Below are 25,307 nucleotides of genomic sequence, written 5' to 3'. Positions count from 1 at the left end.
CACGAGGCAGCCCTCGCCCGGGCATCCCCTATCGCATTCCCACAACTCGGTCTGATCGCTTTCTTCCCCTGGAAAGCGCGCACCTCTCCCCCCGTTGTGGGGAGGAGTTGGAGGTGGGGGTGGTTCAGGAGGCACCGCATAGCTCTGCGCGGCACCACCCCCACCCCTGACCCCTCCCCACGAGGGGGAGGGAAAGCGCGTATCTTCAGAAGGGGTTAGCACTTAGAGGAGAGATGTGACCCCGATAGGATGTCCGAGATGGGCGACCTCGCAGCCGTGAGGGCTCAGACCGTCCAGGGGGCCGGCTTCTCCGGGTTCAGCCCGTACTTGGCGATCGCCTCGGCGACCTTGGCGGCCGGCACGGCGCCCTCCTCGGCCAAGCTCTTGAGCGCCGCGACGGCGACCCAGTAGCGGTTGACCTCGAAGAACTCGCGCAGGCGCACCCGGTAATCCGAGCGGCCGAAGCCGTCGGTGCCGAGCACCTTGTAGCGGCCCGGCACGTAGGGGCGGATCTGGTCGGCGAAGAGACGCATGTAGTCGGTCGCCGCGATCACCGGGCCCTGACGGCTCGACAGGCAGGTCTCGACGTAGCTCGTCTTCTGCGTCTCGGTCGGGTGGAGCATGTTCCAGCGCTCCACCGCCATCGCCTCGCGGCGCAGTTCGGTGAAGCTCGGGCAGGACCAGATGTCGGCGGCGATGCCGAAATCCTGCTCCAGCAGCTCGGCCCCGGCGATGACCTCGCGCAGGATCGTGCCCGAGCCCATCAGCTGCACCCGGTTCGCCGCACCCGCCTTGCCTTCGCGGAACAGGTACATCCCCTTGAGGATCCCGGCCTCGGCCCCTTCGGGCATGCCGGGATGCTCGTAGTTCTCGTTCATCACCGTGATGTAGTAGAACACGTCCTCCTGCTCGGCATACATCCGGCGCAGGCCGTCCTGCACGATCACCGCCACCTCGTACGAGAAGGTCGGGTCGTAGGAGACGCAGTTCGGGATCGTGGCCGAGATCAGGTGGCTGTGGCCGTCCTCGTGCTGCAGGCCCTCGCCGTTCAGGGTCGTGCGGCCGGCGGTGCCGCCGATCATGAAGCCGCGGGCGCGCATGTCGCCGGCGGCCCAGGCGAGGTCGCCGATGCGCTGGAACCCGAACATCGAGTAGTAGATGTAGAACGGGATCGTCGGCGCGTCGGAATGCGAGTACGAGGTCGCGGCCGCGATCCAGGACGACATCGCGCCGGCCTCGTTGATGCCCTCCTGGAGCATCTGGCCCTTCTCGTCCTCGCGGTAGTACATCAGCTGGTTGGCGTCTTCCGGCCGGTAGAGCTGGCCGACCTGGCTGAAGATGCCGAACTGACGGAACATGCCCTCCATGCCGAAGGTCCGGCTCTCGTCGGGCACGATCGGCACGATGCGGTTGCCGATGTTCTTGTCGCGCAGCAGGGTGTTGAGCACCCGCACGAACGCCATGGTGGTGGAGATCTCGCGGCCCGCGGTCTCCTTCAGCTGGGCCGAGAAGGCGTCGAGCGGCGGGATCTGCAGCGCCTGCGACTTCGCGCGCCGGGCCGGCAGCGGACCGCCGAGCGCCTTGCGGCGCTCCATCAGGTAGGTGTGCTCCGGCGACCCCTCGGGGAAGCGGATGAACGGGATCTCGGCGATCTGCTCGTCGTTGAGGTCGATGCCGAAGCGGTCGCGGAACTGCTTGAGCACCGCCTCGCCCATCTTCTTCTGCTGATGGGTGATGTTCTGCGCTTCGCCCGCCTCGCCCATGCCGTAGCCCTTGACGGTCTTGGCGAGGATGAGGGTCGGCTGGCCCTTGTGCTTCACGGCCGCGTCGTAGGCGGCGAACACCTTGCTCGGATCGTGGCCGCCGCGGGTGAGCCGCCAGATGTCGTCGTCGCTCCAGTCCTTCACCAGCGCGGCGGTCTCGGGGTACTTCCCGAAGAAGTGCTCGCGGATGTAGGCGCCGTTCTTCGACTTGAAGTCCTGGTACTCGCCGTCGACGCACTCCTCCATCAGGCGCGCCAGCATGCCGGTGGTGTCGCGGGCGAGCAGCTGGTCCCAGCCCGAGCCCCACAGCACCTTGATAACGTTCCAGCCGGCGCCGCGGAAGTTGGCCTCCAGTTCCTGGACGATCTTGCCGTTGCCGCGCACCGGGCCGTCGAGGCGCTGCAGGTTGCAGTTGATGACGAAGACCAGGTTGTCGAGCTTCTCGCGCGAGGCGAGCGAGATCGCGCCGAGCGACTCCGGCTCGTCCATCTCGCCGTCGCCCATGAACGCCCACACCTTGCGGCCGTCGGTGTTGGCGAGGCCGCGATGGTGCAGGTAGCGCAGGTAGCGCGCCTGGTAGATCGCCATCAGGGGGCCGAGGCCCATCGAGACGGTCGGGAACTGCCAGAAGTCCGGCATCAGCCAGGGATGCGGATAGGACGAGAGGCCCTTGCCGCCGACTTCCTGGCGGAAGCTCAGCATCTGCTCCTCGGTCAGGCGGCCTTCCAGGTAGGCGCGGGCGTAGATGCCCGGCGAGGAATGGCCCTGGACGTAGATCAGGTCGCCGCCGCGCTCCCCCTCGGCCCCGTGCCAGAAATGCATGAAGCCGGTGTCGTACAGGGTCGCGGCGGACTGGAAGCTGGCGATGTGGCCGCCCAGCTCCGACGAGTCCTTGTTGTTGCGCAGGATGATCGCGATGGCGTTCCAGCGGATCGCCGAGCGGATGCGGTGCTCGATCGCCCTGTCACCCGGATGGGGGGGCTGCTTGTCGACCGGGATCGTGTTCACATAGGCGGTGTTCGCCGAGTAGGGGACGGGCGCACCCTTCTTGCGGGCGCCCTCGATGACCTGCTCGATGAGGAAGTGCGCCCGGTCCGGGCCCTCGACCTCCAGCACGCCGTCGAGCGAGTCGAGCCACTCCTGGGTCTCGACCGGGTCGAGATCGCGACTGCGTTCCACGTTGTCCTCCCTAAGGTCATACTCGATCGGCGAGTCGAGCTGCCGCAGGCGTCAGCATTCTTCGTGCCACCGCCATGCTTTCGCAACTCGTCTGGCATTGCAAGGGTTTAGCTTACCTGATGGAGAGGCGGGTTCCGATCATCCGCACCTTGCGTATTGCTGCAGTGCGAAAATCCGGAACCGCCTCCAGTCCGGCGAAATCACGAGACCGAAACGCGAGGGCCCGGTTCTCAGGCTTCCGATTTGGGGCGAGAGTCCGACTTGGCCGGCGGCGACGCGGTGCCACCGAAACCCTGCTGGAACATCTTGAGGAACATGGTCTGCATCTGATCCGCGTTCTGGGGAAAGACCGTGAACCAGCTGCGCATGATCGCGTCGGGCGAGAAGCGGTCCATCTCGGCCATCATGCGCCGTTCGACCTCGGCCATCACCGCCGCCTGCAGCGGCTCGACGTTGGGAAGACCAACGAACTGGCGGGCCTCGACCGGGGTGCAATCGACCTCGACGCGGAACTTCATTGTTGTCTTTCCTCTCGGTCCCCGATCGAGCTTAGAGCACCTTTTGCTGCGGCTGGGAACCGGGCGAGGCGAAAAAAATGCCTTGAAATCAAGGGTCTAGTCTAGCACGCAGCATCGCTGCCGCGCCTCGCGCGGCCGACAGCCTCCTACGACGAAGGTCGTATGCGCCCCCTCGGCCATTCCGGCGGCCTTGTAAAGCCGCATTGTTACGCGCCGATGATTCTGTCACCGGTCCCGCTTGCCGTCATCCCGCTCGTCCCGGTCTCGCCGCGGCCCGCCTCGCTCGCCCAGGGTGCCGCGGCGAGCCGGCGCTCGAGGAACGTCACCAGGGCGGTGACGCGGGCCGGGCGGGCCGCGCCCGGCGGCATCAGGAGGTTGAGCCCGACCGGCGGCGGCGACCAGTCCGGCATCACCCGTTCGAGCCGCCCGGTGCGCAGGTCGTCCCAGACCAGGAAATCCGGCTGCACCGCGAGCCCCAGCCCGGCGCGCAAAGCCGGCGTGAGCGCATCGGCGTTGTTCGCCCGCAGCCGCCCGGCCGGCGTCACCGTCGCCTCGGTGCCGGCCGCGTCGCGGAAGTGCCAGCGCTCCGGGTTCGGCAGGTAGGCGTAGCCGAGGCAGGCATGGCCGGCGAGGTCGCGCGGATGCGCCGGCCTCCCGGCCCGGTCGAGATAGGCGGGGGCCGCCACCAGCGAGCGGCCGACGGCGCAGAGGCGGCGCAGGCGCAGGCTCGAATCGGCGAGCGCCGCGATGCGCAGCCCGAGGTCGAAGCCGTCGCCGACGAGGTCGACCTGCGCGTCGCTCAAGTGCAGGTCGACCGCGACCTCCGGATGCGCGGCGAGGAAGTCGGGCAGGAGCGGCGCGACGTGGGCGAGGCCGAACGACATCGGGGCCGCCATCCGCACCAGGCCCCGTGGCGAGGCGGATTGCGCCATCGCCTCGGCCTCCGCCGACTCGCCGGCCGCCAGGATGCGGGCGGCGCCGTCGAGGGCGAGGCGCCCGGCCTCGGTGAGGGCGAGCCGCCGCGACGTGCGGTGCAGGAGGGCGGCGCCGAGGCGGCGCTCGAGCCGGCTCACCGCCTTCGACACCGTGGCCTTGGACAGGCCGAGCTCGGTGGCGGCGCGGGAGAACGAGGCGGTCTGCGCCACCCGGGCGAAGATCGCCCAGGCCTCGAAATCGGGCAGCGGCATGGGCGCGTCCGGAAACGATGGGTTTCGACTGTTTCTATTTTGGGGCTCGAAGGCAAGTCCTAGATTGCCGTCATCGCAAGGCGGCCCGGCTTAACCTTCCCGCCGCCGCCCCGGGAGCTCTCGGCCATGACCACCACCCACGCCTCCGCCGGCCTGCACCACGTCACCGCCATCTCGGGCCCGGCGCGCCGCAACCTCGACTTCTACACTCGGATCCTCGGGCTGCGCCTCGTGAAGAAGACCGTCAACTTCGACGATCCGGGCACCTACCACCTCTATTACGGCGACGCGGACGGTGCGCCCGGCACGATCCTGACCTTCTTCCCCTGGGAGCACGTCGCCCCGGGCCGGGTCGGGGTCGGGCAGACCGAGGAGACGGCGTTCCGGGTGCCGGAGGGGTCGATCGGCTACTGGACCCACCGGCTGGTGGCGGCCGGCATCGCCTTCGAGGCGCCCGCCAAGGTCTTCGGCGAGACGGTGCTGCCGTTCCGCGACCCCGACGGGATGCGCCTCGCCCTCGTCGGCGTGGCGGGGGCGGAGGCCGACCCGGCCTGGACCGGGTCGGACGTGCCGGCCGAGCACGCGGTGCGGGGCTTCCACGGCGTGACCCTGATGCTGCGCCAGGCGGCCCCCACCGCCCGGGTGCTGACCGAGGTGTTCGGCTGGGCCGAGACCGGCCGGGAGGGCGCGCTCATCCGCTATGCCGGCGCGGCCGGGCTCGGCGCCCACGTCACCCTGCGGGAGGTCGGCGACTTCCTGCCCGGGCGCTCGGGCGGCGGCTCGGTGCACCACATCGCCTTCCGGGCCGCCGACGACGCAGGCCAGGCCGAGATGGCGGAGCGGGCCGGGGCGCTCGGGCTGCAGGTGACCGAGCAGCGCGACCGCAACTACTTCCGCTCGGTCTACTTCCGCGAGCCCGGCGGGGTGCTGTTCGAGATCGCCACCGACGCGCCGGGCTTCGCCGCCGACGAGCCGGCGGAGGCCTTGGGCGAGGCCCTGAAGCTGCCGGGCTTCCTCGAGCCTCATCGGGCCGAGATCGAGCGGGTGCTGCCGGCCCTGGCGTGAGGGGAGGGCGGTCCGGGTCCGCGGGCCCGGGCCGCCTTCCGCGCGCGGGCGCGACGGTAACCAATCGGTAAGCAAGCATGGTTACCCAAATCTTCCTGGATTTCTGGGAAGCTCGGGTCATGGTGGATCAGAACGACGTCGCCGGCGCGCCGGCCCCGGCGATGCTCTCGGCGAAGCGCGGTGTCGCGGCCCTGGCCGGGTGGCGCAAGATGAAGACGACGACGGTGGCGGCGCTGCTCTGCGCCGGCTGCGTCGGCGCCCTGTCGGGCGGCGCCACCGTGGCGCTGATGAATGCCGCCCAGGGCGGCGGCGCGGGCATCCCGCCGGCCGAGTGGACGCGGCTGAGCGCCCGGGTCGAGGCCGGCGGCACCGAGAGCGCGCGGCTCGCCACCGACCTGTCGCTCTTGCGCGACCGCACGGCGCAGGCCCACGAGGCGGCCGACAAGGGCCGCGCCGAGGCCGGGGCCCGCCTCGGGCAGATTTCCGAGCGCATCGAGCGGATGCAGCGCCAGGAGGGCGACCTCGCCGGCAAGGTCGCGGCGCTGACCGAGCGCCTGTCGGCGATGGCCGAGCGTCAGGAGCACGCCGACCGCGAGCAGGCCGCCCGCCTCGCGGCGGTGATGGACAGGCTGGAGAAGGCGGACAAGCGACCGGTTCCGGTCGCCGCGGTTGCGGCTCCGGTGGCCCAGAGTCCCGTGGCCCAGATTCCCGCGGCTCAGGCTCCGGCGGCCCACGCGCCGATGGCGGCCGCGGTCAAGCCCGTCGCGGCGGTGGAGCCGGCCCTGACCGGCAGCCTTCCCGACAAGCCGGCCGACAAGGCCAAGCCGCCGGCCATCGAGGGCTGGGTGCTGCGCGACGTCTATGACGGGATGGCGATGATCGAGAACCGCAACCGGCGTCTCGTCGAGGTCGGGCCGGGCGATACGCTGCCGGGCGCGGGCCGGATCGAGGCGATCGAGCGGCGCGGGCGGACCTGGGTCGTGGTGACCACCAAGGGCCTGATCACGCCGCAGACCTGGTGAGCGGGAGGCGGGACGCCTGCCGCGCCCGCGCGGTCAGGCGTGCTGCAAGGTCTGCCCGGCGGGTGCATCCTGTGCCGGGGCCTGTACCGGCAGGAAGCCGATCGCCGCACGGCGACGCCCGCGGGCCTTCGCCTCGCTCCGAGCGGACTTGGTTGGATGGAGAAGCTCGGCGAGGCGGGCGAGGCTCTCGGCGTCGTCGAGGTTCCGGGACTCGAAATCAGGCATATGGATCCCCCGGGCGCGCGGCCCGTGGCTGTCTGGTAAGACGCATACTGGGTTAGAGAACCGACAACGGCTAAGAAATGCCATAGTTCCGTAGCCAGTGCCGTCGCGCAAGGAAAAGTTCACCGTTGCCGACTAAGGTGGCGGATTGCCATGCGCGACAGTGAAAAGGGGCTTAGCGCGGAGGTTGCATCGCGGCCGTGCGCCAGCGCACGCCTCTTATTGTGCGCCGCGAGATGATCCCGCACGCATCGCAACAGAGACAGCTTGTCGCAAAGCTTGGCAGTTCGGCCACAGTCTACGGCGACATGCCGTCCGAGGCCGTCCCCGCGCACGATATGGACTTGCGCGACCAAGTCTCGCGCGGACAAGTCTTGCGAAACGAGGTCTCGACCGCGCAATCCGCTCCGGTGCCGCCTCACGGCCGCATCCCGGAGGATTCACGGCTCCCAACCCGCAGGCGAGTCGTCCGGTTCCCGACGATTCTCGCGACGAGGCCGTGCGATGTCGGGCGCGGCCGGCGCCGAGCGCCGTCCTGCTCGTACCCGCCCGCGGGATCGTCGCCGGCTCTACCGTTAGGTCACGCCCTTGGATGTCGCGCCCTTGGATCGCGCCGCGGCCTCGACCGGCCGCGTGGGACCGGATCAGCTTCGCGGCTCGCTCGCGGCGAGGGCGGATTGGGCCATGCGGATCAAGTCCCGCGCTGTGAGCGCGTGGTGCTCGGCGCCGGGCTGCCGCAAGGCGGCATCGCGGATCGACGCCGCACGCTGCGCGCGCCGGGCGAGCCCTGCCCGCCAAGCCTCTCCCAGGCCCTTCATGATGGAATCCCCTCGTCGCGCAGCAACGCTAACAAGTGTTTTTGCAGGGATAAAGTCTTGACAGGGAGATTGTTTGTCCGCGCGAGCCAGCGGACCACCTCGCCAGGGGAGCCAAGCGCCTGACACGTCCGCGTTATTGGGACGAGGCGGGACTCACGAAAAAAGCGGAATTCTGTCCTGGCCTATGCTCGCGCACGACCGATTCGCCGGTCAGCGGGTGTCCTCGCGCAGGAGCTCGGTATTGACCGCGAAGGCCGCCATCGCGCCCTCGGCGGCGGCCACGATGGCGAGCTGGACCCGCCGCGAGGCATCGCCCGCCACGTAGAGCCCCGGCACGTTCGTCTCCTCGTACTCGCCCGTCCGCACCGTGCCCTTGCCCGAGACGTCGCAGCCGAGCCGCTCGACGAGCCGGGAGGGGATGCAGGGCCCGGTGACGAAGAACAGGGCGGCGCAGGCCAGGGCCTCGCCGTCGCGCAGGCGGATCCGGGCGAACCGTCCGTCCTCGCCCTCGAGCCGGGCGATCCCGCGCTCCTCGATCCGCACGCCGTGGCGGGCGAGGCGCTCGCGTTCCGGCGCATCGAGGCCGCAGGGCCCGTCGGTGCAGAGCGTCAGGTCGCGGCTCCAGGCGGTGAGCTCGAGGGCGAGCCCCTTCCCGGTATCGCCCTGGCCGTAGATGGCGAGCGGCCGGTCGCGGTTCTCGTAGCCGTCGCAATACGGGCAGTGGTGGACGCCGCGGCCCCAGAACTCCGAGAACCCCTCGATCGGCGGCAGATCGGTGCGCAGGCCGGTGGCGAGGATCATCCGGCGGGCCTTGGCGCGGCGCTGGTCGTCCATCACGACCCGGAAGCCGTCCGGCGCCGGCACGGCGTCGGCGACGCGCCCGTCCCAGATCTCTACCGTGTCGTAGGCGGCGAGTTCCCGGCGTCCCTCGTCGCGCAGGTCGCCGGGCGGGCGGCCGTCGCGGCCGAGGAAGCCGTGCATGTGCGGCGTCACCGCGTTGCGCGGGTGGCCGGCGTCGATCAGCAGCACCCGGCGCCGGCAGCGCCCGAGGATGAGGGCGGCCGACAGGCCCGCCGGCCCGCCGCCCACGATGATCACGTCCCGCATCTCGCCGTCCCGCGCGCCGTCACTCGGGGGTAGACGCGTCGACGGGTGGCCGGGTTTCGCCGCACCGCCCACGAAAAAGGGCGCTCGCGCGCCCTTCCTCGTCCGCCTGTCCGGCGTGGATCCGCGGGATCAGGCCGCGGCGGTGTTGGTGGCGATGCCCTTCTCGGTCAGCATCTGCTGCAGCTCGCCGGACTGGAACATCTCGCGGGTGATGTCGCAGCCGCCGACGAACTCGCCCTTGACGTAGACCTGCGGGATGGTCGGCCACTGCGAGAAGGCCTTGATGCCCTCGCGGATCTCCATGTCCTCGAGCACGTTCACGCCCTTGAACGGCACGCCGAGGTAGTTGAGGATCTGGGCCACCTGGCCCGAGAAGCCGCACATCGGAAATTGCGGCGTGCCCTTCATGAACACCACCACGTCCTGGGACTTGATCTCGGTCTCGATGCGGCTGTTGACGTCGGTCATGGCTCTACCCCTGTGTGGGCTCTAGCTAGTGATGGTCGTTCGGGTTTTGCAAGATGGAGGCGAGGCGCAGGAGCGCCCCGTCGAGGGTGAAATCCTCGGCCACCAGTTCCTCGGGCGTGAACGGGCTCCGGTCCGGCAGCCCGGTCGCCAGCTCGTCGCCCCAGACCGCCAGTTCGGCCGCGGCCACCGCCTTCGAGTCGCGCCAGAGGCCGTCCCAGTCGATCCGCTGCCGCATCGATCGCGTGTAGCGGCGCCTCGCCGTCGCGTGGAACGCGATGATCTCGGCCCGCCACGAACGCACCGATTGGGCCCTCGGGGCCGACATGTATTTCAGGACGTGGACCAGCATCGCCTGCAGGGTGCCCTCGAGGGTCCTAATCTGCGACCGCCCCACGTCCTCGACCTCCTCGATGATGTTGTCCCAGTCGAGGGTGTTCGAGAGGTCCGGCCGCGCCCCGAGGGCGCGGAGAGCCGCTGCCTGCTGCTCCGCCCAGGCGACGACGTCCTCGTCGTAGAGGCTCGGCCGATCCGTGCGGATCTCGTCCATGCGGCAGACCTCCGGGGAAATCGATCCTTGAGGCGTCGATCCTTGGGGCATCGATCCTTGGGGCGTCAATCCTGCGGCACGCCCGTGGTCAGGGCAAGGGCGTGCAGCACGCCGCCCATCCGCCCCTGGAGCGCGCCGTAGACCATCTGGTGCTGCTGCACCCGCGACTTGCCCTTGAACGCCGCCGACACGACGGTGGCGGCGTAGTGGTCGCCGTCGCCGGCCAGATCGCGGATCTCGATCGTGGCGTCGGGCAGGGCCTCCTTGATCATCGCCTCGATCTCGCGGGCATCCATCGGCATCGGGGTCGTCTCCTACTCGAAATCGGGATGGCTCGAAGATATCCGGGGCATGTGAACCGGTTCATTCCGGCCCGCAACCTCATCCTGAGGTGCGAGTGAAACGAGCCTCGAAGGAGGGCTCCAGTGACCACGCCGATGTCTGGAGCCCTCCTCGAGGTCAGTCCATCGGAGATGGACTGACGCCTCAGGATGAGGTCGTGAGTGGGATCGAGCGCAAGATGTGCTCGAACGAACCCTCAGGCCGCGTCGGCCGCCGGCCCGGCCATGTAGCCCGGCAGCCAGCCCTCGTGCGCCTGGCGCAGATCGTCGAGGGTGACGATCTCGTCGCCCGGCAGGGTCAGCGAATCGGCGCCGGTGACGCCGATCACCGCCGCGTCGATGCCCTGCGCGCTGGCGCTGTAGAGGAGGTCGGCGACCGCGTCGGGCTCCACCGCCAGGAGGTAGCGGCCCTGGTCCTCGCCGAACAGGTAGGCGTGGCAGGCCACCGGCAGCGGGCATTCGGGCAGCACCGCGCCGATGTTGCCGGCGAGCGCCATCTCGGCGACCGCCACCGCGAGGCCGCCGTCGGAGAGGTCGTGGACGGTGTCGACGATCCCCGCGGTGATCAGCCCGCGCACGAAGTCGCCGTTGCGCTTCTCGGCGGCGAGGTCGACCGGGGGCGGCGCCCCCTCCTCGCGGCCGCAGACCGTCGCCAGGTAGGCCGACTGCCCGAGCCAGCCCTTGGTGGCGCCGATCAGCACCAGGGCGTCGCCGTCGCGCTTGAACGCGACCGTCGCGATCTTCTCCACGTCGTCGACCACGCCGACGCCGCCGATGGTCGGGGTCGGCAGGATGCCCACGCCCTCGGTCTCGTTGTAGAGCGAGACGTTGCCGGACACGACCGGGAAGTCGAGGGCGCGGCAGGCCTCGCCGATGCCCTGGATGCAGCCGACGAACTGGCCCATCACCTCCGGCTTCTCCGGGTTGCCGAAGTTGAGGTTGTCGGTGATGGCGAGCGGACGGCCGCCGACCGCCGTGATGTTGCGCCAGGCTTCCGCCACCGCCTGCTTGCCGCCCTCGACCGGATCGGCCTCGCAGTAGCGCGGGGTGACGTCGGTGGAGATGGCCAGCCCCTTCGGCCCGTCCTCGACCCGCACCACCGCGGCGTCGCCGCCGGGCTTCTGCACGGTGTTGCCGAGGATGAAGTGGTCGTACTGCTCGTAGACCCAGCGCTTCGAGCACAGGTCCGGCGAGGCGACGAGCTTTTTCAGCGCGTCGACGTTGCGCATCGGCGCCGCCACGTCCTCTGCCTTGATCTCCGGCTGGTGGGCGTTCTGGCGGTGCGGCCGGTCGTAGAGCGGCGCCTCGTCGCCGAGCTCCTTGATCGGCAGGTCGGCGACGGTCTCGCCGCCGTGCTTGATGACGAAGCGGAGCGTGTCGGTGGTGTGGCCGATGATCGCGAAGTCGAGGCCCCACTTGACGAAGATGGCCTTGGCCTCGTCCTCCATGCCGGGCTTGAGCACCATGAGCATCCGCTCCTGGCTCTCCGACAGCATCATCTCGTAGGCGGTCATGCCCGGCTCGCGGGTCGGCACCGCATCGAGGTTCAGCTCGACGCCGAGATTGCCCTTGGCGCCCATCTCGACCGCCGAGCAGGTCAGGCCCGCCGCGCCCATGTCCTGGATCGCGATGACGGCGCCGGACTGCATCAGCTCCAGGCAGGCCTCGAGCAGGAGCTTCTCGGCGAAGGGGTCGCCGACCTGCACGGTCGGGCGCTTCTCCTCCGACGAGGCGTCGAAGGCGGCGGACGCCATGGTGGCGCCGTGGATGCCGTCGCGGCCGGTCTTCGAGCCGAGATAGACGATCGGGTTACCCACGCCCGTGGCGGCGGCGTAGAAGATCGCGTCGGTCTTCGCGAGGCCCACCGCCATGGCGTTGACCAGGATGTTGCCGTCGTAGCGGGTGTGGAAGCCCACCGCCCCGCCGACCGTCGGCACGCCGAAGGAATTGCCGTAGCCGCCGATGCCCGCGACCACGCCCGAGACGAGGTGGGGCGTGCGCGGATGGTCCGGCGCACCGAAACGCAGCGCGTTGAGCGCCGCGATCGGCCGCGCGCCCATGGTGAAGACGTCGCGCAGGATGCCGCCGACGCCCGTGCCCGCGCCCTGGTAGGGCTCGATGAAGCTCGGGTGGTTGTGGCTCTCCATCTTGAACACGCAGGCGAGGCCGTCGCCGATGTCGATGACGCCGGCATTCTCGCCCGGGCCCTGGATCACCCACGGCGCCTTGGTGGGCAGCGTCTTCAGGTGGAGGCGCGAGGACTTGTACGAGCAGTGCTCGTTCCACATCGCCGAGACGATGCCGAGCTCGGTGATGGTCGGCTCGCGTCCGATCAGCCCGACGAAGCGCTGGTACTCGTCCTCGGTCAGGCCGTGCTGGCGCACGAGCTCGGGCGTGATGGAGACGTCGTTGCGGATCATGCGGCATCCTCTCGCCGGTCGGGCGGCCCTGCTGCCCGTGCGCTTACTGCCTGATGGGACCGAAAGGCAACTCGCGACCGAGGGTCAGGCGGCTTGCTCGGGCCGCATGCCGCCCGGGGTCCGCGCCGTCCCGGCCGCCGGGGCCGCGGCATGCCGGCGCCGGCTGCGGCGTCGACCGAGGTAGAGCAGCAGCCCCGTCACCCCGAAGAGCGGCATGGCGAGCGCCGCCAGCGCGAACGCCACCGTGCCGACGGGCCCGAAGAAGCGGCCCTCGTGCAAGGCCAGCATGCTGCCGGTGAGCCGGGGTCCCAGCGCTCGCTCGGCGTAGAGGTCGCGGGAGTCGAGCGTGCCGTCGGGACGGAACCGCCACTCGTCGCGGGCCTGGAAATGCGCCGCGTCGGGTGCCACCGACCGGATGCGGATGGTCTCCCCGGCGCGGGCGGGGGCGAGCGTCGCGGTCGCGTAGCGCCCGCCCGTCGCCGCCGAGAACGCCGCGAAGGCGGGATCGAGGGGGACGGCCGCGGCCTCGCGCTTCGTCGCCTCCCGGGCTCCCGCGATCCGCGCAGAGGCGGCGGCCGGCCGGCCGGTGAGCAGGAAGGTCGCCCCGTCGCGGTACCAGTCGTAGGACCACCACAGGCCGGTCAGCGCCATCACGAGGTAGAGCACGAGCACCCAGGTGCCGACGACCGCGTGCAGCGACCAATAGAGCGCCCTGCCGCGGCGGGCGAGCGCCGGCTTCAGCCAGATCCGCCAGTCGCGCCGGCCCTTCGGCCAGCGCAGGTACAGGCCCGACAGCGCGAGGTAGACGAGCGCGAGCGCCGAGGCGCCGGTGAGGCTGCGGCCCCAGCCGTCGCCGTTGCCGGGAAGCAGCAGCCAGCGGTGCAGCCGCAGCACCGCATCGAAGAAGGCCTCGCCCCGCGCCGGTCCGAGGATCCGCCCGTCATAGGGGTCGACGTAGGTCTCGGTCCCGCGGCCCGGCCCGTCGGCGAGACGGACCCGCGCCGCCCGGTCGGGGGCGCCGTTCAGCACCATCAGGGTCACGCGGCGCCCCGGCGCGTCGCCCGTCAGCCGGGCGACCAGCGCGTCCGGCGTCAGCCGCGGGGCCTCGCGAACCTGGACGGTGACGATGTCGGGGCTGAGGAGGCCGGCAATCTCGTCCTCGACGCTCAGCACGCCGCCCGTCGCCCCGACGACCATCAGCACGAGGCCGGCGGTCAGGCCGAGGAACCAGTGGAGCTGGAAGAGCGCCGATCTTGCGAACGCCGCTCTCACCGGGGGGGCCCCGCGCGGGCCGGGTCGGGCTGAATCATGGTCGGTATCCCCGTCGCGGGCGCCGGGCCGAACGAGCGCCGCCGGCCGCTCGCCGGCCGATGACCTGGATCACCGCGACGCTTAGGCCGGTGATGGAGCGGATGTCAACGGTTCGCGTTGCAATCAGGGGTATAAGTATAATTATAATCATTCCAAATTGCGCGTTTTCCAAGCATATACGAAAAACAAAAACCGAAGATTGCCGTATCATACGCTTCAGATGATGACGATTGCGAATTTTTTTGTCGTGATCCTTCGAATTTTCGCGAGTGCGATTGGGGTAAGCAGGTTCCGGGACGGTGTCGCATGTAACGCCGGGCGAGTGACCTCGGGCGGTCACAGTTTCCGCTTGACGCGCTTGCGTCCCGCGCCGGACCTTTCGACCCGGCAACGCGGCACCGACCCGGCAGGGACCCGAGACGACCGCGGCCGAGAGGAGAGGAAGCATGATGACCATTCGCGAGGCGCTGCGTGGCGCCGCCTTCGTCGTTGCGACCTGCGGCCCGGTCTTTTGCAGCGCAGCCTTCTGCGGCGCAGCCCTTTGCGGCGCAGCCGCCGCGCAGGAAACGGTCAAGATCGCCTTCATCGATCCGCTCTCGGGCGGCGGCGCCCCGACCGGAGAGGCCGGCCTGCGCCACTTCCAGTACATGGCCGAGGTGCTGAACGCCCGCCAGAAGGCGTTTCGCTTCGAGGTCCTGGCCTACGACAACAAGGTGAACCCGCAGGAGACCCTGATCGCCGCCCAGAAGGGCATCGATGCCGGGGCCCGCGTGGTGGTGCAGGGCAACGGCTCCTCGGCGGCCGCGGCGCTCACCGATTTCGTCGCCAAGCACAACGAGCGCAACCCCGACCGCCAGGTCATCTACATCAACTACGCGGCGGTCGATCCGTCGCTGACCAACGAGAAGTGCAACTACTGGCACTTTCGCTTCGACGCCAACTCGGACATCAAGATGGAGGCGCTGACGAACTTCATCAGGACGCGACCAGAGATCAAGAAAATCTATCTGATCAACCAGGATTACTCGTTCGGCCAGTCGGTGCGCCAGCAGGCGCGGGCGATGCTGAAGGCGAAGCGGCCCGACATCCAGATCGTCGGCGACGAGGTGACGCCGCTGCAGAAGGTCAACGACTTCGCCCCCTACATCACCAAGATCAAGGCGTCGGAGGCCGATTCGGTCATCACCGGCAACTGGGCGCAGGACATCAACCTGCTGCTCAAGGCGGCGGCGGAAGCCGGGCTGCAGGCGAGCTTCTACACCTATTATGCCGGCGGCACCGGCGGGCCCACCGTGGTGCGCCAGACCGGCCTCGCCCACCGGGTGTTCGAGGTCAAGCAGGGCGGCGCCAACGAGGGCGATGCCGCCACGCAGGATTTCGAGGCGGCGTTCCGGGCCCGCACCGGAATCGGCTCGACCTATCCGCGCGCCTTCAACGCCATGAACGCGCTGCTCACCGCGATGCAGGAGGCCGGCTCGTCGGAGGCGCGCAAGGTGGCGCCGAAGCTCGAGCAGGCGCGCCTCAAGCCGTATGTCGGCAGCGAGGGCTTCGTGCGGCCCGACGACCACCAGTACTTCCAGACGATGTTCGTCTCGTCCTTCGGGCCGATGGAGCCCGGCATGCGGTTCGACGAGGAGGGCACCGGCTGGGGTTGGAAGATGGCCGGCCGGGTCGAGACCAAGGACACGCTGCTGCCGACCACCTGCCGGATGGACCGGCCGAACTGATCAGGGCCGGGACCTTAGGATGCAAGGCCTTAGGGTGCGCGGCCTTGGGGTGGAGGCGGCGTCTGCGGAGCCCGGTCCGCCTCCGCCAGCGCGTCAAGGAAGGCGTCCAGCATGGCGGCCGCGAAGGCCTCCATGTTGGCGGCCCGGTCGGCGAGGCCGGTCTCGAGGGTCGCGCGGCGCGGGGCCGGGCCGGCGACCGCCAGGCAGGTATGGCCGGCCGCGTCGCCGTAGCGGTTGCCGCCCGGGCCGGCGGCCCCGGTCTCGCACAGGCCCCAGACCGCGCCGTGGCGCTCGCGCACAAGGACGGCGACGCGTTCGGCATAGGGCTCGCTGGCACTGCGCAGGCCCGCCATCCCGGCCTCGTCGAGGCCCAGCAGCGCGCGGCGCGCCGCGCCGGTATAAACCACCGCGCCGCCGAGGAAGTAGGCCGAGGCGCCCGGCACCGCCAGCAGCGCGGCCGCGACGAGCCCGCCGGCGGAGGATTCGGCCACCGCGACGGTCTCCCGCCGGGCCGTGAGCCGGGCGGCGACGCGGCCGGCCCTATCCATCAGTTCGCGCATCGTCCCGTCTCCCGCGGGGGGCCCCGCTCCGGCCGCGGCCTCTACTCGGTCAGGGCGCCGTCGTCGCCGCCGGACGGCGCCTGGCGCACCCAGGCGTCGAGGGCCTTGCCGATCCCGACCCCGGCGAGAGCCACGAAGGTCATCGACCCGGCGATGTGGAGGAAGAGGTACGCATCAGACATCGAACTCACCCGACATGAGGGCTGCGCGGCAGGGCCGTGGCGGTTGCAAGCCGCCCGGCCACGAGACCGTCGTCGCCCCGTGGTGTGGTGGAAGGCCGGAGCGATCCGGCCTGCGGGAGCCGGCTGTGCCGGCGCGAGAGCGAGCCCGGGGGATCGCCTCGGGGATGAAGCCCATCCCGTTCGGGAGCGGTGTCGCACCGCCTTTGGGCGGAACGATGGTCCCGATGTGGCAAGGCTAGCGCCGGCCACGCTCGATCCGCGGTGCGCTCGCGCACCCGGGGGATTGCCGGGTTCCGAGCCGGGTTCCTGGCGGCCGCCGGCTTCACGGCTCGGCCCGCCCGAGCACGCGCTCGGCGAGGGCGAGCCCGCTCAGGTAGGCGAACTCGACCCGCGGGCCGAGGCAGCCGTCGCCGGCATAGCCCAGGCCCGTCTCCGGCGCGAACAGGCACGGGGTCCCGACGGCCCGCTCGACCTGGGCGTAGCGCCAGCGATGGGCGGCGGCGTGGCGCACCGTCCCGAGGGGGACGATGGCCTGCAGGGCCGCGACCAGCCGCTCGGCGACCGCGTCGGCACCGTCCTCGAGGTTGGCGCGCGACCAGGCCGGTGCGGCGTGCGCCACCACGGTGCCGCCGCCCTCGCGGCCGGGCTTGGTGCCGTCGCGGGCGATCCAGGCGAAGACGGCGGCAGGGTCGTCGTCCTGCCGCGCCGGCTCCTCGAAGGGCGGCGGGCCGTCATGGGCGAGCATCAGGGTCCAGCACGGGGCGTAGCGCACGTCGGCGAGGCCCGGCAGATCCTGGCCGCAGCCGGCCAGGAGCGCGAGGCCCTGGGGCGAGGGGCAGGTGAGCAGCACGCGCGAGAAGGCGGCCCCGTCGGCGAGGGCCGTGCCGTCGGCCTCCTCCAGCCGCCATCGGTCGCCCGCCCGCGCCAGGCGGCCGACGGCGCGGCCGCAGGACAGGTCGATGCCGGCGAGGAGGTCGCGGGCCGGGGCCGACATGCCGGGGGCTCCGACGGACCGGTGGGGCCCGCCCCAGGGGGCGGCGATACCCCGGGCCGTCCAGTCCTCGACGCAGGCCGCGAAACGCGGGTCGCGGGCGGTGAAGAACTGGGCGCCGTGGTCGAAGCGCAGGCCGTCCGGCCCGCGCCTCGTCGCCATGCGGCCGCCGGGACCGCGGCCCTTGTCGAGCACGACGACCCGGTGCCCGGCATCGTGCAGGCGACGCGCCGCCGCGGCCCCGGCGATGCCCGCCCCGATGATCGCGATGGTCCCGTCCCGGCCCAATTCCGTCGCTCCTGCCTTCCGACCGCGCCATGAGAAGTCGTTGCGTCAACGCACAACAATTCGCCGCGGTGCCAATCAATCGCGCAAAATCTCTCGCGTCAGGTGCGGAACTTTTCGCCGCCGGCTTGAGGCCTCGAACTTGCAGGCTTAAGGCCGCGCTTCGTCTTCAAGTCCGGGATTGCCGCTCCGTGCCGAACCTCGAAACCGTCGTCCGCGAGATCGCCGACGAGATGCGCCAGCGGAGCGACCGCGGCGAGGTGGCGCGCTACATCCCGGAGCTCGCGCGGGTCGATCCGAACCAGTTCGGCCTCGCGGTGATCGGCGCCGACGGCACGGTGGCGGCGGCGGGCGATTGCGACGTGCCGTTCTCGATCCAGAGCATCTCGAAGGTGTTCACCCTGACGCTGGCGCTCGGCATGGTCGGCGACCGGCTGTGGCAGCGGGTCGGGCGCGAACCCTCGGGCAGCCCGTTCAACTCCGTCGTCCAGCTCGAATACGAGCGCGGCATCCCCCGCAACCCGTTCATCAATGCCGGCGCGATCGCCGTCACCGACCTGATCCTGTCGCGCCACCAGCCCCGCGAGGCGCTCGGCGAGATCCTGCGCTTCATGCAGTACTTGGCGCAGGACAATACCATCACGATCGACGAGGAGGTGGCGGCCTCCGAGCAGCGCACGGGATTCCGCAACGTGGCGCTCGCCAACTACATGAAGTCGTTCGGGGTGATCGACAATCCGGTCGAGTACACGCTCGGCGTCTACTTCCACCACTGCGCCATCAGCATGACGTGCCGGCAGCTCGCGGCGGCGGGCCGGTTCCTGGCGCATTCGGGCCGCGATCCGAGCACCGGACTGTCGGTGGTGCAGGCCGAGCGGGCGCGGCGCATCAACGCCGTCATGCTGACCTGCGGCCATTACGACGGCTCGGGCGAGTTCGCCTACCGGGTCGGCCTGCCGGGCAAGAGCGGGGTCGGCGGCGGCATCCTGGCGGTGGCGCCCGGAACGGCCTCGATCGCCGTCTGGGCGCCGGGGCTCGACGCCGCGGGCAATTCCCATCTCGGTCGCATCGCCCTCGAGCGGCTGACGAAGCGCCTCGGCTGGTCGATCTTCGGCGAGTAGGGGACTTCCCCGTCGTCCCTACGGCTTGCGCGCGCGCTCCTCGCGGATCGCCGCGTCGTGGTAGCCGCCGCTCGCCGGCATGATGTCGGGGGTGCGCTCGCGCGCGGCCGGGCTCGGGGCCGACCAGTCGTTGCGGCCGCCGCGGCTGCGGCCGCCGGCCGGGAACGCGTAGATCTTCGCCGTGCCGTGCGGGCTGGTGGTGCTCATCGAAAGAGTCTCCCGTGAGGGCCGCCGCGTCGCCGGGGCAGCCTCTGAGATCGTGACGGAGTGTGCCCGGCGAATGCTCGGTTTGACCACGGAAAAATCAGTGGTTGGCTATAATTCGTGCATGCCCGCGCTTGCATCGGCGATCGATTTGGCGGGTGTGGCGCACCGTTGGGCGTCGTGGCACTCTGGCGCGCAACTGAGCAGCCGCAAGTTGCTCGACGCGCACGTCGCCCAGGGCGCCAGGGCGGTGGAGCCTCCCGGGGCGGGATGTCGTCGGCAACGCCCCGTTCCGGCGATCGTTCCGGCTCCGGCCACGTTCTGGCCGGCGCTTGGCACGGGTCGTGCTAGGCAGGAGATGCCGCTGGCGGGTGATGGGCGCCACGAGGAATCATGGGCACCATCGGAACCTGATAGAGAGACGCGAGATGACCAAATACAAGCTCGAGTATATTTGGCTCGATGGTTACACCCCGACCCCGAACCTTCGCGGCAAGACCCAGATCAAGGCCTTCGACAGCTTCCCGACCCTCGAGCAGCTCCCGCTCTGGGGCTTCGACGGCAGCTCGACCCAGCAGGCCGAGGGCAGCTCCTCCGATTGCGTGCTGAAGCCCGTCCGCCACTTCCCCGACCCGGCCCGCACCAACGGCGTCCTGGTCCTGTGCGAAGTCATGATGCCGGACGGCAAGACCCCGCACCCGTCGAACAAGCGCGCCACCATCCTGGATGACGAGGGCGCCTGGTTCGGCTTCGAACAGGAATACTTCTTCTACAAGAACGGCCGCCCGCTCGGCTTCCCCGAGACCGGCTACCCGGCGCCGCAGGGCCCGTACTACACCGGCGTCGGCTACTCGAACGTCGGCTCGGTCGCCCGCCAGATCGTCGAGGAGCACCTCGACCTCTGCCTCGCCGCCGGCATCAACCACGAGGGCATCAACGCCGAGGTGGCGAAGGGCCAGTGGGAGTTCCAGATCTTCGGCAAGGGCTCCAAGCGGGCCGCCGACGAGATGTGGATGGCGCGCTACCTGATGCAGCGCCTGTGCGAGAAGTACGAGATCGACATCGAGTACCACTGCAAGCCGCTCGGCGACACCGACTGGAACGGCTCGGGCATGCACGCCAACTTCTCGACCGCCTACATGCGCGACGTCGGCGGCAAGGCCTATTTCGAGAAGCTGATGGCGGCCTTCGGCGATGCCCGCGAGGACCACATCGCCGTCTACGGCCCGGACAACCACATGCGGCTGACCGGCAAGCACGAGACCGCCTCGATCCACACCTTCAGCTGGGGCGTGGCCGACCGCGGCGCCTCGATCCGGGTGCCCCACAGCTTCGTCAACAACGACTACAAGGGCTACCTCGAGGATCGCCGCCCGAACTCGATGGGCGACCCCTACCAGATCGCCTCGCAGATCCTGAAGACCATCTCGACCGTTCCGACCGAGGTCTCGGCCGCGGCCTGAGATCGCCCGATCCGGTGATGGCGTGAGCGGCGCGGGCCCCGACGGGCCCGCGCCGTTCTGCGTTGGAGTGGTGCGGGATCGCGGGCTCCGCCGGGTGATGAAACGCCCGCGGGGCGTCCGTCCTCACGCGGGCGGCAAGATTGTCCAGAGTCTGTTTGACTTACGACAACATAATTGCGAGCGGATTTTCTATCCTACCCTCGGTCTCATCCTGAGGTGCGGGCGATCGAAGATCGCTGAGCCTCGAAGGAGGGATCCAGTGATCTCGGAGGTTCCTGGAGCCCTCCTTCGAGGTTAGTCGATCAAAGATCGACTAACACCTCAGGATGAGGTTGCTCGTCGGATACAGCAGATCGATCGGCAAAACACGCTCTGAGATCAAGCGTGGGACCCCCTCTCCCACACGGGAGAAGGGGGGAAGCGCCACCATCTTTCCCGGACGCTCTTGAGCCTGCGGGAAGAAGACAGGCGCCCATTCAGGGCCGGCGTTGCAGGCTCAGTACGTCGCCCGGCCGCCCGACACGTCGAACACCGCACCGGTCGAGAACGACGCCTCCTCGCTCGCCAGGAAGCAGATCAGCGACGTCACCTCGTCGATGGCGCCGAAGCGGCCGATCGGGATCTTCGACAGCATGAAATCGATGTGCTGTCGCGTCATCTGGTCGAAGATCGCGGTGCGCACCGCCGCCGGCGTGACGCAGTTCACCCGGATCTCGGACTTCGCCAATTCCTTTCCGAGCGACTTCGTCAGCCCGATCACCCCGGCCTTGGAGGCCGAGTAGGCCGAGGCGTTGGGGTTGCCCTCCTTGCCGGCGATCGACGCGACGTTGACGATGCGGCCGTAGCCGCCCGCCTCCATCGCCGGCACCGCGGCGCGGTTGCAGTAGAACAGGCCGTTGAGGTTGACGTCGATCACCCGCTGCCAGGCGTCGACGGGATAGTCGCGCAAGGTGGTGTTCGGCCCGGTGATGCCGGCGCTGCACACCAGCACGTCGAGCCGGCCGCCGAGCGCCGCCAGGGTTCCGGTCATGGCGGCCTCGACCGCGGCGGCGTCCGCGATGTCGATCGCCCGCGCATCGGCGGCGCCGGACTCGGCCTTCGCCGCCTCCAGCGCCTCCGCGTTCAGGTCCCACAGCGCCACCGTCGCGCCCTCGGCCCTCAGCCGTGCGGCGACCGAAAGCCCGATGCCCGAGGCGCCGCCGGTCACGAGGGCGGTGCGGCCCTCGAAGCGGTTGGGGAAGGATCTGGGGGAGGTCACGGCCTCACGCCTCCCGGCGCTGCCAGGCGGTCACGTCCTGGCGCTGCTCGCCGAGCTTCTCGATGCCGAGCGTCATCACGTCCCCTGCCTTGAGGAAGACCGGCTCGGGCTTCATCCCCATGCCGACGCCCGGCGGCGTGCCGGTGGTGATGACGTCGCCGGGCATCAGGGTCATGAAGCGGCTGACATAGGAGACGATCTGCGCGCAGGTGAAGATCATCGTCCGGGTGTTGCCGGTCTGCATGCGGCGGCCGTTGAGGTCGAGCCACATGTCGAGGTTCTGCGGGTCGCCGACCTCGTCCGAGGTCACGAGCCAGGGGCCGACCGGCCCGAACGTGTCGCAGCCCTTGCCCTTGTCCCAGGTGCCGCCGCGCTCGATCTGGTACTCGCGCTCCGAGACGTCGTTGACGAGGCAGTAGCCTGCGACGTGATCCAGCGCCTGCGCCTCCTCGACGTATGACGCGCGGGTGCCGATGACGATGCCGAGCTCGACCTCCCAGTCGCTCTTCACCGAATCCCTGGGCAGCATCACCGGGTCGTTCGGGCCGGACAGCGAGCTGATCGCCTTGGTGAAGACGATCGGCTCCTTGGGCACCGGCAGGTTCGATTCGGCGGCGTGGTCGGCGAAGTTGAGCCCGATGGCGATGAACTTCGCCACGTTCGCCACCGGCGTGCCGAGGCGCGGCGCGCCGTCCACCACCGGCAGGCTCGCGACGTCGAGCGCGGCGAGGCGGGCGAGGGCGTCCTTGCCGAGCGCCGCCGGGCCGAGATCCGGCAGGTGGCCGGACAGGTCGCGGATGCGGCCGTCGCCGTCGAGCAGGCCGGGCTTCTCCTGGCCCGCCGGGCCGTAGCGCAAGAGCTTCATGGGCGTGTGACCTCCGTCGTGGGGCGCGCCGCGGCGCACCGGGTTCGGGCGTGGCCGGGACGGGAGGCTGCTCGCGGCGCCCGCGGGGTGTCCTCCGGCGGCCCTGGCGACGCGCCCACAGATCCCATATATTGGGATCTTGTTCTTCTATATGGGACGATACGCGCATGGTCGCGAAGCCGTCAACCGGGCCGGAGGGGCCACCGCCGGGCAGCCAGACGCTCCTGCGCGGCCTCGCGATCCTGGAGGCGGTGGCGGGCGGCGCCCGCGACCTCGCCGGGCTCTCGGCGGCCCTCGGCACCACCCGCAGCACCACCCACCGCCTCGCCGCGGCCCTGGTCGAGCAGCGCTACCTGACCTTCGCACCGCGGGAGGGCTACGGGCTCGGCCCCAAGCTCCTCGAGCTCGGCTTCCGGGCCCAGCAGGCGGCGCCGGTGACCCGGGTGGCCCGGCCCCACCTCGAGCGCTTGTCGGAGGCCTGCGGCGACACCATCCATCTCGGCGTGCTGGAGGGGGAGTGGGCGCTCTACCTCGACAAGCTGCCGGGGCGTCGCCGCATCGCGATCAGCTCGCGGATCGGCGAGCGCCAGCCGGTCTGGTCGACGGGTCTCGGCAAGGCCCTGATCCTCGATCTCGACGAAGCGCGCTGGCGGCGCTTCCACCGCCTCGGCGAGGCGCGCGGCGGCCACAGCCCGGACCTCGCGACCTGGCTCGACCGGATGCGGGTCTACGCGTCCCGGGGCATCGCCTACGACCGCGAGGAGAACGAGCCCGAGGTGCGCTGCGTCGCCGGGCCGATCCGCGACGCCAGCGGGGCGATCGTCGCGGCGTTCAGCGTCACCAGCACGGTCCAGTACATGGACGAGGCGCGGATGGAGGAGCTGGCCGGGACGGTGCGGGAGGTCGCCTCGGCGATCAGCCGGGATCTGGGCTTTGCAGGGTGAGGGGAGGGTAGGGCGGTCTCGGCCACGGGCTCACCGGGGGACGGCGCCTCCGCCGCGCTTGCCCCCGCCCCCCGCCTCCGGCACACCGGCGGGATCGCGGGCGGGTTCGGGCTCCCATGGCACTGGTCAAGAAGGCGAAGCTCGCGGCCCGGGACGGGATGTCCCCGGAGACGGCGGTCGCCGAGAGCCGTCCGCCCGCCCCCGGCCGGACCCAGGCCGCCCCGAAACCACTCGAGAAGGGCGGCCGCGGGCCGGCGCGGGCGCGCCGTCAGAAGGCGGTCGAGCGCCTGGGCGCGGCCACCGAGGAACTGGCGGCCAGCACCACCGAGGCCGCGGCGGCGGCCGAGGAGCTGAGCCGGGCGATGGAGCGGATCGCCGGCGGGGCCGAGGAATCGGCGGGCGCGGCGCAGGAATCCCTCGCCGCCGTCGCGGCGATCGTCGGGCGCCTCGGTGCCGCGCGGGAGCGGGCCGACCTGTCGCGCCGGCGCACCGGCGCGTTCCAGGCGCGGCTCGCCGAGGCCGGCGCCCAGGTCACCCAGTCGGTCGCGGGCCTCGAGGCCGAGGCCGGCCGCCAGGACGCCACGGTCGGCATCGTCGACGACCTCGACCGGGCGGCGGCGCGCATCGGCGACGTCACCGGGACGGTGGCGGGTCTTGCCGACCAGACCGGGTTGCTCGCCCTCAACGCCGCCCTGGAGGCGGGCCGGGCCGGCGAGCACGGCCGCGGTTTCGCGGTGGTGGCCGACGAGGTGCGGGCGCTCGCCGAGACCGCCGAGGCCGCCGCCGGCGAGGTGCGCGACCAGGCCGGCGCGATCCGCACCGAGATTCGCGCGCTCGGCGCGGCGATCCGGGAGGCCGCCGCCCTGGCCGTGGCCGAGGCGGCGTCCGGCGCCCGGGTCGCCCGGCGGATCGAGGCCGCGCGGGCCGATCTCGGCGGTCTCTCCGAGGGCGCCCAGGAGATCCTGGCGGCGGCGCTGCGGGCGGAGGCGACGATCCGCGAGGCCCAGGCGGGCGCCGCGCAGGTCGCCGCGGCCGCCGAGGAGCAGGCCGCCGCCACCGAGCAGGCCCAGGCCGCGGTGGCCCAGCAGACCGATGCCCTCGAGCGCGGGCGCACCACCGCCGAGGCCCTGGCCGCCCTCGCCGAGGGCTTGCGTGGCGGGACTGCCGGGCGAGTGGGCACGGGGGAGATCGCCGGGGCCGCCGACGGGCTCTCGGCCTCGATCGAGGAATTGTCGGGGGCCGCCGCCGAGATCCTGGCCGCCGTCGACCAGATCAGCCGGGGCCTCGCCGTGCAGAGTGCGGCTGCCCGGCAATCCTCCGCCGCCCTGACGGAGATCGAGCGTGCCGCCGCCGACGCCCGCAGCGGCGCCGACCGGGCCCTCGCCCGGGCCGCGGCGATCGCCGGTTCCCTGCAGGAGGCCCGCGGCACGGTCGACGCGCTGGCCGACGGGGTCGGCCGGGCGCTCGACGGGATGCACGCCTCCCTCTCCCGCCTCGACGCGATCGAGGCCGGGGAGCGGCGCATCGAGACCGCCGTCGAGGGCATCGCGCTCGTCGCGGTGCAGATCGGCATGCTGGCGGTGAGCGGCGCCATCGAGGCGGCCCGGGCCGGCGAGGCGGGGCACGGCTTCGCGGTGGTCTCGGCCGACATCCGGGCGCTCGCCCGCGATGCCGCCGGCGGCGCCCAGGGCATCCGCGGCACCGTGCGGGCGATCCGCGACGGCGCCGCCGCCCTGCGC

At 71.0% G+C, this 25,307-nt stretch carries 23 protein-coding genes and 1 pseudogene; 8 read left to right on the top strand and 16 right to left on the bottom strand.

Annotation, left to right across the window (positions count from 1 at the left end; genetic code table 11):
• Nucleotides 1-284: 284 nt before the first annotated feature.
• The 3 genes from aceE to HPY23_RS09055 form a co-directional block, all read right to left on the bottom strand.
• Nucleotides 285-2,942, bottom strand: coding sequence for a pyruvate dehydrogenase (acetyl-transferring), homodimeric type (gene aceE, locus HPY23_RS09065; protein WP_091881820.1), 2,658 nt, complete (start codon nt 2,940-2,942; stop codon nt 285-287).
• Between the two features lie 230 nt (nt 2,943-3,172).
• A complete protein-coding gene (locus tag HPY23_RS09060; protein ID WP_060847099.1) occupies nt 3,173-3,460 on the bottom strand; it encodes a DUF6489 family protein in 288 nt (95 codons plus the stop codon).
• 206 nt (nt 3,461-3,666) lie between these two features.
• Nucleotides 3,667-4,647 (bottom strand): LysR family transcriptional regulator, encoded by a 981-nt coding sequence (locus HPY23_RS09055; protein WP_091881824.1) that lies wholly within the window; start codon nt 4,645-4,647, stop codon nt 3,667-3,669.
• 126 nt (nt 4,648-4,773) lie between these two features.
• Between HPY23_RS09055 and HPY23_RS09050 the strand changes: the two genes are divergently transcribed.
• Both HPY23_RS09050 and HPY23_RS09045 read left to right on the top strand, forming a co-directional pair.
• A complete protein-coding gene (locus HPY23_RS09050) occupies nt 4,774-5,712 on the top strand; it encodes a ring-cleaving dioxygenase (protein ID WP_091881826.1) in 939 nt (312 codons plus the stop codon).
• Nucleotides 5,713-5,831: 119 nt separating this feature from the next.
• The gene (locus HPY23_RS09045; protein WP_091881830.1) at nt 5,832-6,734 is read left to right on the top strand and encodes a hypothetical protein; all 903 of its coding nucleotides are present in this window, start codon (nt 5,832-5,834) and stop codon (nt 6,732-6,734) included.
• Between the two features lie 33 nt (nt 6,735-6,767).
• Here the strand turns inward: HPY23_RS09045 and HPY23_RS09040 are convergent, their stop codons facing one another.
• From HPY23_RS09040 to HPY23_RS09010, 7 genes are all read right to left on the bottom strand, one after another.
• Nucleotides 6,768-6,959 (bottom strand): hypothetical protein, encoded by a 192-nt coding sequence (locus HPY23_RS09040; RefSeq protein ID WP_091881832.1) that lies wholly within the window; start codon nt 6,957-6,959, stop codon nt 6,768-6,770.
• A 1,025-nt stretch (nt 6,960-7,984) separates the two neighbouring features.
• Entirely contained in the window at nt 7,985-8,881 is an 897-nt protein-coding gene (locus tag HPY23_RS09035; RefSeq protein WP_091881835.1) for an NAD(P)/FAD-dependent oxidoreductase, read from the bottom strand.
• Between the two features lie 129 nt (nt 8,882-9,010).
• Entirely contained in the window at nt 9,011-9,349 is a 339-nt protein-coding gene (grxD, locus tag HPY23_RS09030) for a Grx4 family monothiol glutaredoxin (RefSeq protein ID WP_048426955.1), read from the bottom strand.
• Nucleotides 9,350-9,374: 25 nt separating this feature from the next.
• On the bottom strand, nt 9,375-9,896 hold the full coding sequence (locus HPY23_RS09025) for a DUF29 domain-containing protein (protein ID WP_091881838.1): 522 nt from the start codon (nt 9,894-9,896) through the stop codon (nt 9,375-9,377).
• A 65-nt stretch (nt 9,897-9,961) separates the two neighbouring features.
• Complete coding sequence (locus HPY23_RS09020; protein WP_048426957.1) at nt 9,962-10,198, bottom strand: BolA family protein; 237 nt, start codon at nt 10,196-10,198, stop codon at nt 9,962-9,964.
• 236 nt (nt 10,199-10,434) lie between these two features.
• Entirely contained in the window at nt 10,435-12,657 is a 2,223-nt protein-coding gene (gene purL / locus HPY23_RS09015) for a phosphoribosylformylglycinamidine synthase subunit PurL (RefSeq protein ID WP_091881841.1), read from the bottom strand.
• Nucleotides 12,658-12,741: 84 nt separating this feature from the next.
• A complete protein-coding gene (locus HPY23_RS09010) occupies nt 12,742-13,929 on the bottom strand; it encodes a PepSY-associated TM helix domain-containing protein (protein WP_091881845.1) in 1,188 nt (395 codons plus the stop codon).
• A 494-nt stretch (nt 13,930-14,423) separates the two neighbouring features.
• Here HPY23_RS09010 and HPY23_RS09005 point away from each other — a divergent pair, with 494 nt between their 5' ends.
• The gene (locus HPY23_RS09005; protein WP_413231096.1) at nt 14,424-15,695 is read left to right on the top strand and encodes a branched-chain amino acid ABC transporter substrate-binding protein; all 1,272 of its coding nucleotides are present in this window, start codon (nt 14,424-14,426) and stop codon (nt 15,693-15,695) included.
• A gap of 29 nt (nt 15,696-15,724) precedes the next feature.
• Here the strand turns inward: HPY23_RS09005 and HPY23_RS09000 are convergent, their stop codons facing one another.
• The 3 genes from HPY23_RS09000 to HPY23_RS08990 all read right to left on the bottom strand — a co-directional run bounded on the left by HPY23_RS09000 (nt 15,725) and on the right by HPY23_RS08990 (nt 17,716).
• Entirely contained in the window at nt 15,725-16,255 is a 531-nt protein-coding gene (locus HPY23_RS09000; protein WP_091881848.1) for a CinA family protein, read from the bottom strand.
• Nucleotides 16,256-16,296: 41 nt separating this feature from the next.
• Complete coding sequence (locus HPY23_RS08995; RefSeq protein ID WP_167543920.1) at nt 16,297-16,437, bottom strand: hypothetical protein; 141 nt, start codon at nt 16,435-16,437, stop codon at nt 16,297-16,299.
• A gap of 322 nt (nt 16,438-16,759) precedes the next feature.
• On the bottom strand, nt 16,760-17,716 hold the full coding sequence (locus tag HPY23_RS08990) for an NAD(P)/FAD-dependent oxidoreductase (protein ID WP_091881851.1): 957 nt from the start codon (nt 17,714-17,716) through the stop codon (nt 16,760-16,762).
• A gap of 188 nt (nt 17,717-17,904) precedes the next feature.
• On the opposite strand from HPY23_RS08990, the gene HPY23_RS08985 reads away from it, so the two are divergent.
• Entirely contained in the window at nt 17,905-18,834 is a 930-nt protein-coding gene (locus HPY23_RS08985) for a glutaminase (protein ID WP_060847109.1), read from the top strand.
• 18 nt (nt 18,835-18,852) lie between these two features.
• Here HPY23_RS08985 and HPY23_RS08980 read toward each other — a convergent pair whose 3' ends face one another.
• Nucleotides 18,853-19,041 carry a DUF2735 domain-containing protein gene (locus tag HPY23_RS08980; protein ID WP_091881854.1) on the bottom strand — a complete coding sequence of 63 codons (189 nt, stop codon included), beginning with the start codon at nt 19,039-19,041 and terminating at the stop codon, nt 18,853-18,855.
• A gap of 425 nt (nt 19,042-19,466) precedes the next feature.
• Here HPY23_RS08980 and HPY23_RS08975 point away from each other — a divergent pair, with 425 nt between their 5' ends.
• Nucleotides 19,467-20,501, top strand: a complete 1,035-nt coding sequence (locus tag HPY23_RS08975; RefSeq protein ID WP_060847111.1) for a glutamine synthetase beta-grasp domain-containing protein — start codon at nt 19,467-19,469, stop codon at nt 20,499-20,501.
• A 496-nt stretch (nt 20,502-20,997) separates the two neighbouring features.
• On the opposite strand, the gene HPY23_RS08970 is transcribed toward HPY23_RS08975, so the two are convergent.
• Both HPY23_RS08970 and HPY23_RS08965 read right to left on the bottom strand, forming a co-directional pair.
• Nucleotides 20,998-21,759, bottom strand: a complete 762-nt coding sequence (locus HPY23_RS08970; protein ID WP_091881856.1) for an SDR family oxidoreductase — start codon at nt 21,757-21,759, stop codon at nt 20,998-21,000.
• Nucleotides 21,760-21,763: 4 nt separating this feature from the next.
• Nucleotides 21,764-22,624 carry a 2,4-didehydro-3-deoxy-L-rhamnonate hydrolase gene (locus HPY23_RS08965; protein WP_060847113.1) on the bottom strand — a complete coding sequence of 287 codons (861 nt, stop codon included), beginning with the start codon at nt 22,622-22,624 and terminating at the stop codon, nt 21,764-21,766.
• A gap of 167 nt (nt 22,625-22,791) precedes the next feature.
• Here HPY23_RS08965 and HPY23_RS08960 point away from each other — a divergent pair, with 167 nt between their 5' ends.
• The 3 genes and pseudogenes from HPY23_RS08960 to HPY23_RS34025 all read left to right on the top strand — a co-directional run.
• Nucleotides 22,792-23,568, top strand: a complete 777-nt coding sequence (locus HPY23_RS08960) for an IclR family transcriptional regulator (RefSeq protein WP_091881860.1) — start codon at nt 22,792-22,794, stop codon at nt 23,566-23,568.
• 116 nt (nt 23,569-23,684) lie between these two features.
• Nucleotides 23,685-24,557: pseudogene (locus tag HPY23_RS34030) on the top strand (methyl-accepting chemotaxis protein); the annotation flags it as partial.
• Between the two features lie 483 nt (nt 24,558-25,040).
• Nucleotides 25,041-25,307: methyl-accepting chemotaxis protein (locus tag HPY23_RS34025; RefSeq protein ID WP_420891313.1), on the top strand; the 267-nt coding region annotated here is incomplete at its 3' end.

The organism is Methylobacterium ajmalii, assembly GCF_016613415.1.
GTDB lineage: Bacteria > Pseudomonadota > Alphaproteobacteria > Rhizobiales > Beijerinckiaceae > Methylobacterium > Methylobacterium ajmalii.
Note: the sequence above shows the minus strand (reverse complement) of the source record. Positions and strands in the feature narration are given on the sequence as shown.

Bases quoted from the DNA above. Each gene is read 5' to 3' on its own strand.
- HPY23_RS09060 (WP_060847099.1), bottom strand. From the start codon at position 3,460: ATGAAGTTCCGCGTCGAGGTCGATTGCACCCCGGTCGAGGCCCGCCAG.
- HPY23_RS09055 (WP_091881824.1), bottom strand. From the start codon at position 4,647: ATGCCGCTGCCCGATTTCGAGGCCTGGGCGATCTTCGCCCGGGTGGCG.
- HPY23_RS09050 (WP_091881826.1), top strand. From the start codon at position 4,774: ATGACCACCACCCACGCCTCCGCCGGCCTGCACCACGTCACCGCCATC.
- HPY23_RS09045 (WP_091881830.1), top strand. From the start codon at position 5,832: ATGGTGGATCAGAACGACGTCGCCGGCGCGCCGGCCCCGGCGATGCTC.
- HPY23_RS09040 (WP_091881832.1), bottom strand. From the start codon at position 6,959: ATGCCTGATTTCGAGTCCCGGAACCTCGACGACGCCGAGAGCCTCGCC.
- HPY23_RS09035 (WP_091881835.1), bottom strand. From the start codon at position 8,881: ATGCGGGACGTGATCATCGTGGGCGGCGGGCCGGCGGGCCTGTCGGCC.
- grxD (WP_048426955.1), bottom strand. From the start codon at position 9,349: ATGACCGACGTCAACAGCCGCATCGAGACCGAGATCAAGTCCCAGGAC.
- HPY23_RS09025 (WP_091881838.1), bottom strand. From the start codon at position 9,896: ATGGACGAGATCCGCACGGATCGGCCGAGCCTCTACGACGAGGACGTC.
- HPY23_RS09020 (WP_048426957.1), bottom strand. From the start codon at position 10,198: ATGCCGATGGATGCCCGCGAGATCGAGGCGATGATCAAGGAGGCCCTG.
- purL (WP_091881841.1), bottom strand. From the start codon at position 12,657: ATGATCCGCAACGACGTCTCCATCACGCCCGAGCTCGTGCGCCAGCAC.
- HPY23_RS09000 (WP_091881848.1), bottom strand. From the start codon at position 16,255: ATGCGCGAACTGATGGATAGGGCCGGCCGCGTCGCCGCCCGGCTCACG.
- HPY23_RS08995 (WP_167543920.1), bottom strand. From the start codon at position 16,437: ATGTCTGATGCGTACCTCTTCCTCCACATCGCCGGGTCGATGACCTTC.
- HPY23_RS08980 (WP_091881854.1), bottom strand. From the start codon at position 19,041: ATGAGCACCACCAGCCCGCACGGCACGGCGAAGATCTACGCGTTCCCG.
- HPY23_RS08975 (WP_060847111.1), top strand. From the start codon at position 19,467: ATGACCAAATACAAGCTCGAGTATATTTGGCTCGATGGTTACACCCCG.
- HPY23_RS08965 (WP_060847113.1), bottom strand. From the start codon at position 22,624: ATGAAGCTCTTGCGCTACGGCCCGGCGGGCCAGGAGAAGCCCGGCCTG.
- HPY23_RS08960 (WP_091881860.1), top strand. From the start codon at position 22,792: ATGGTCGCGAAGCCGTCAACCGGGCCGGAGGGGCCACCGCCGGGCAGC.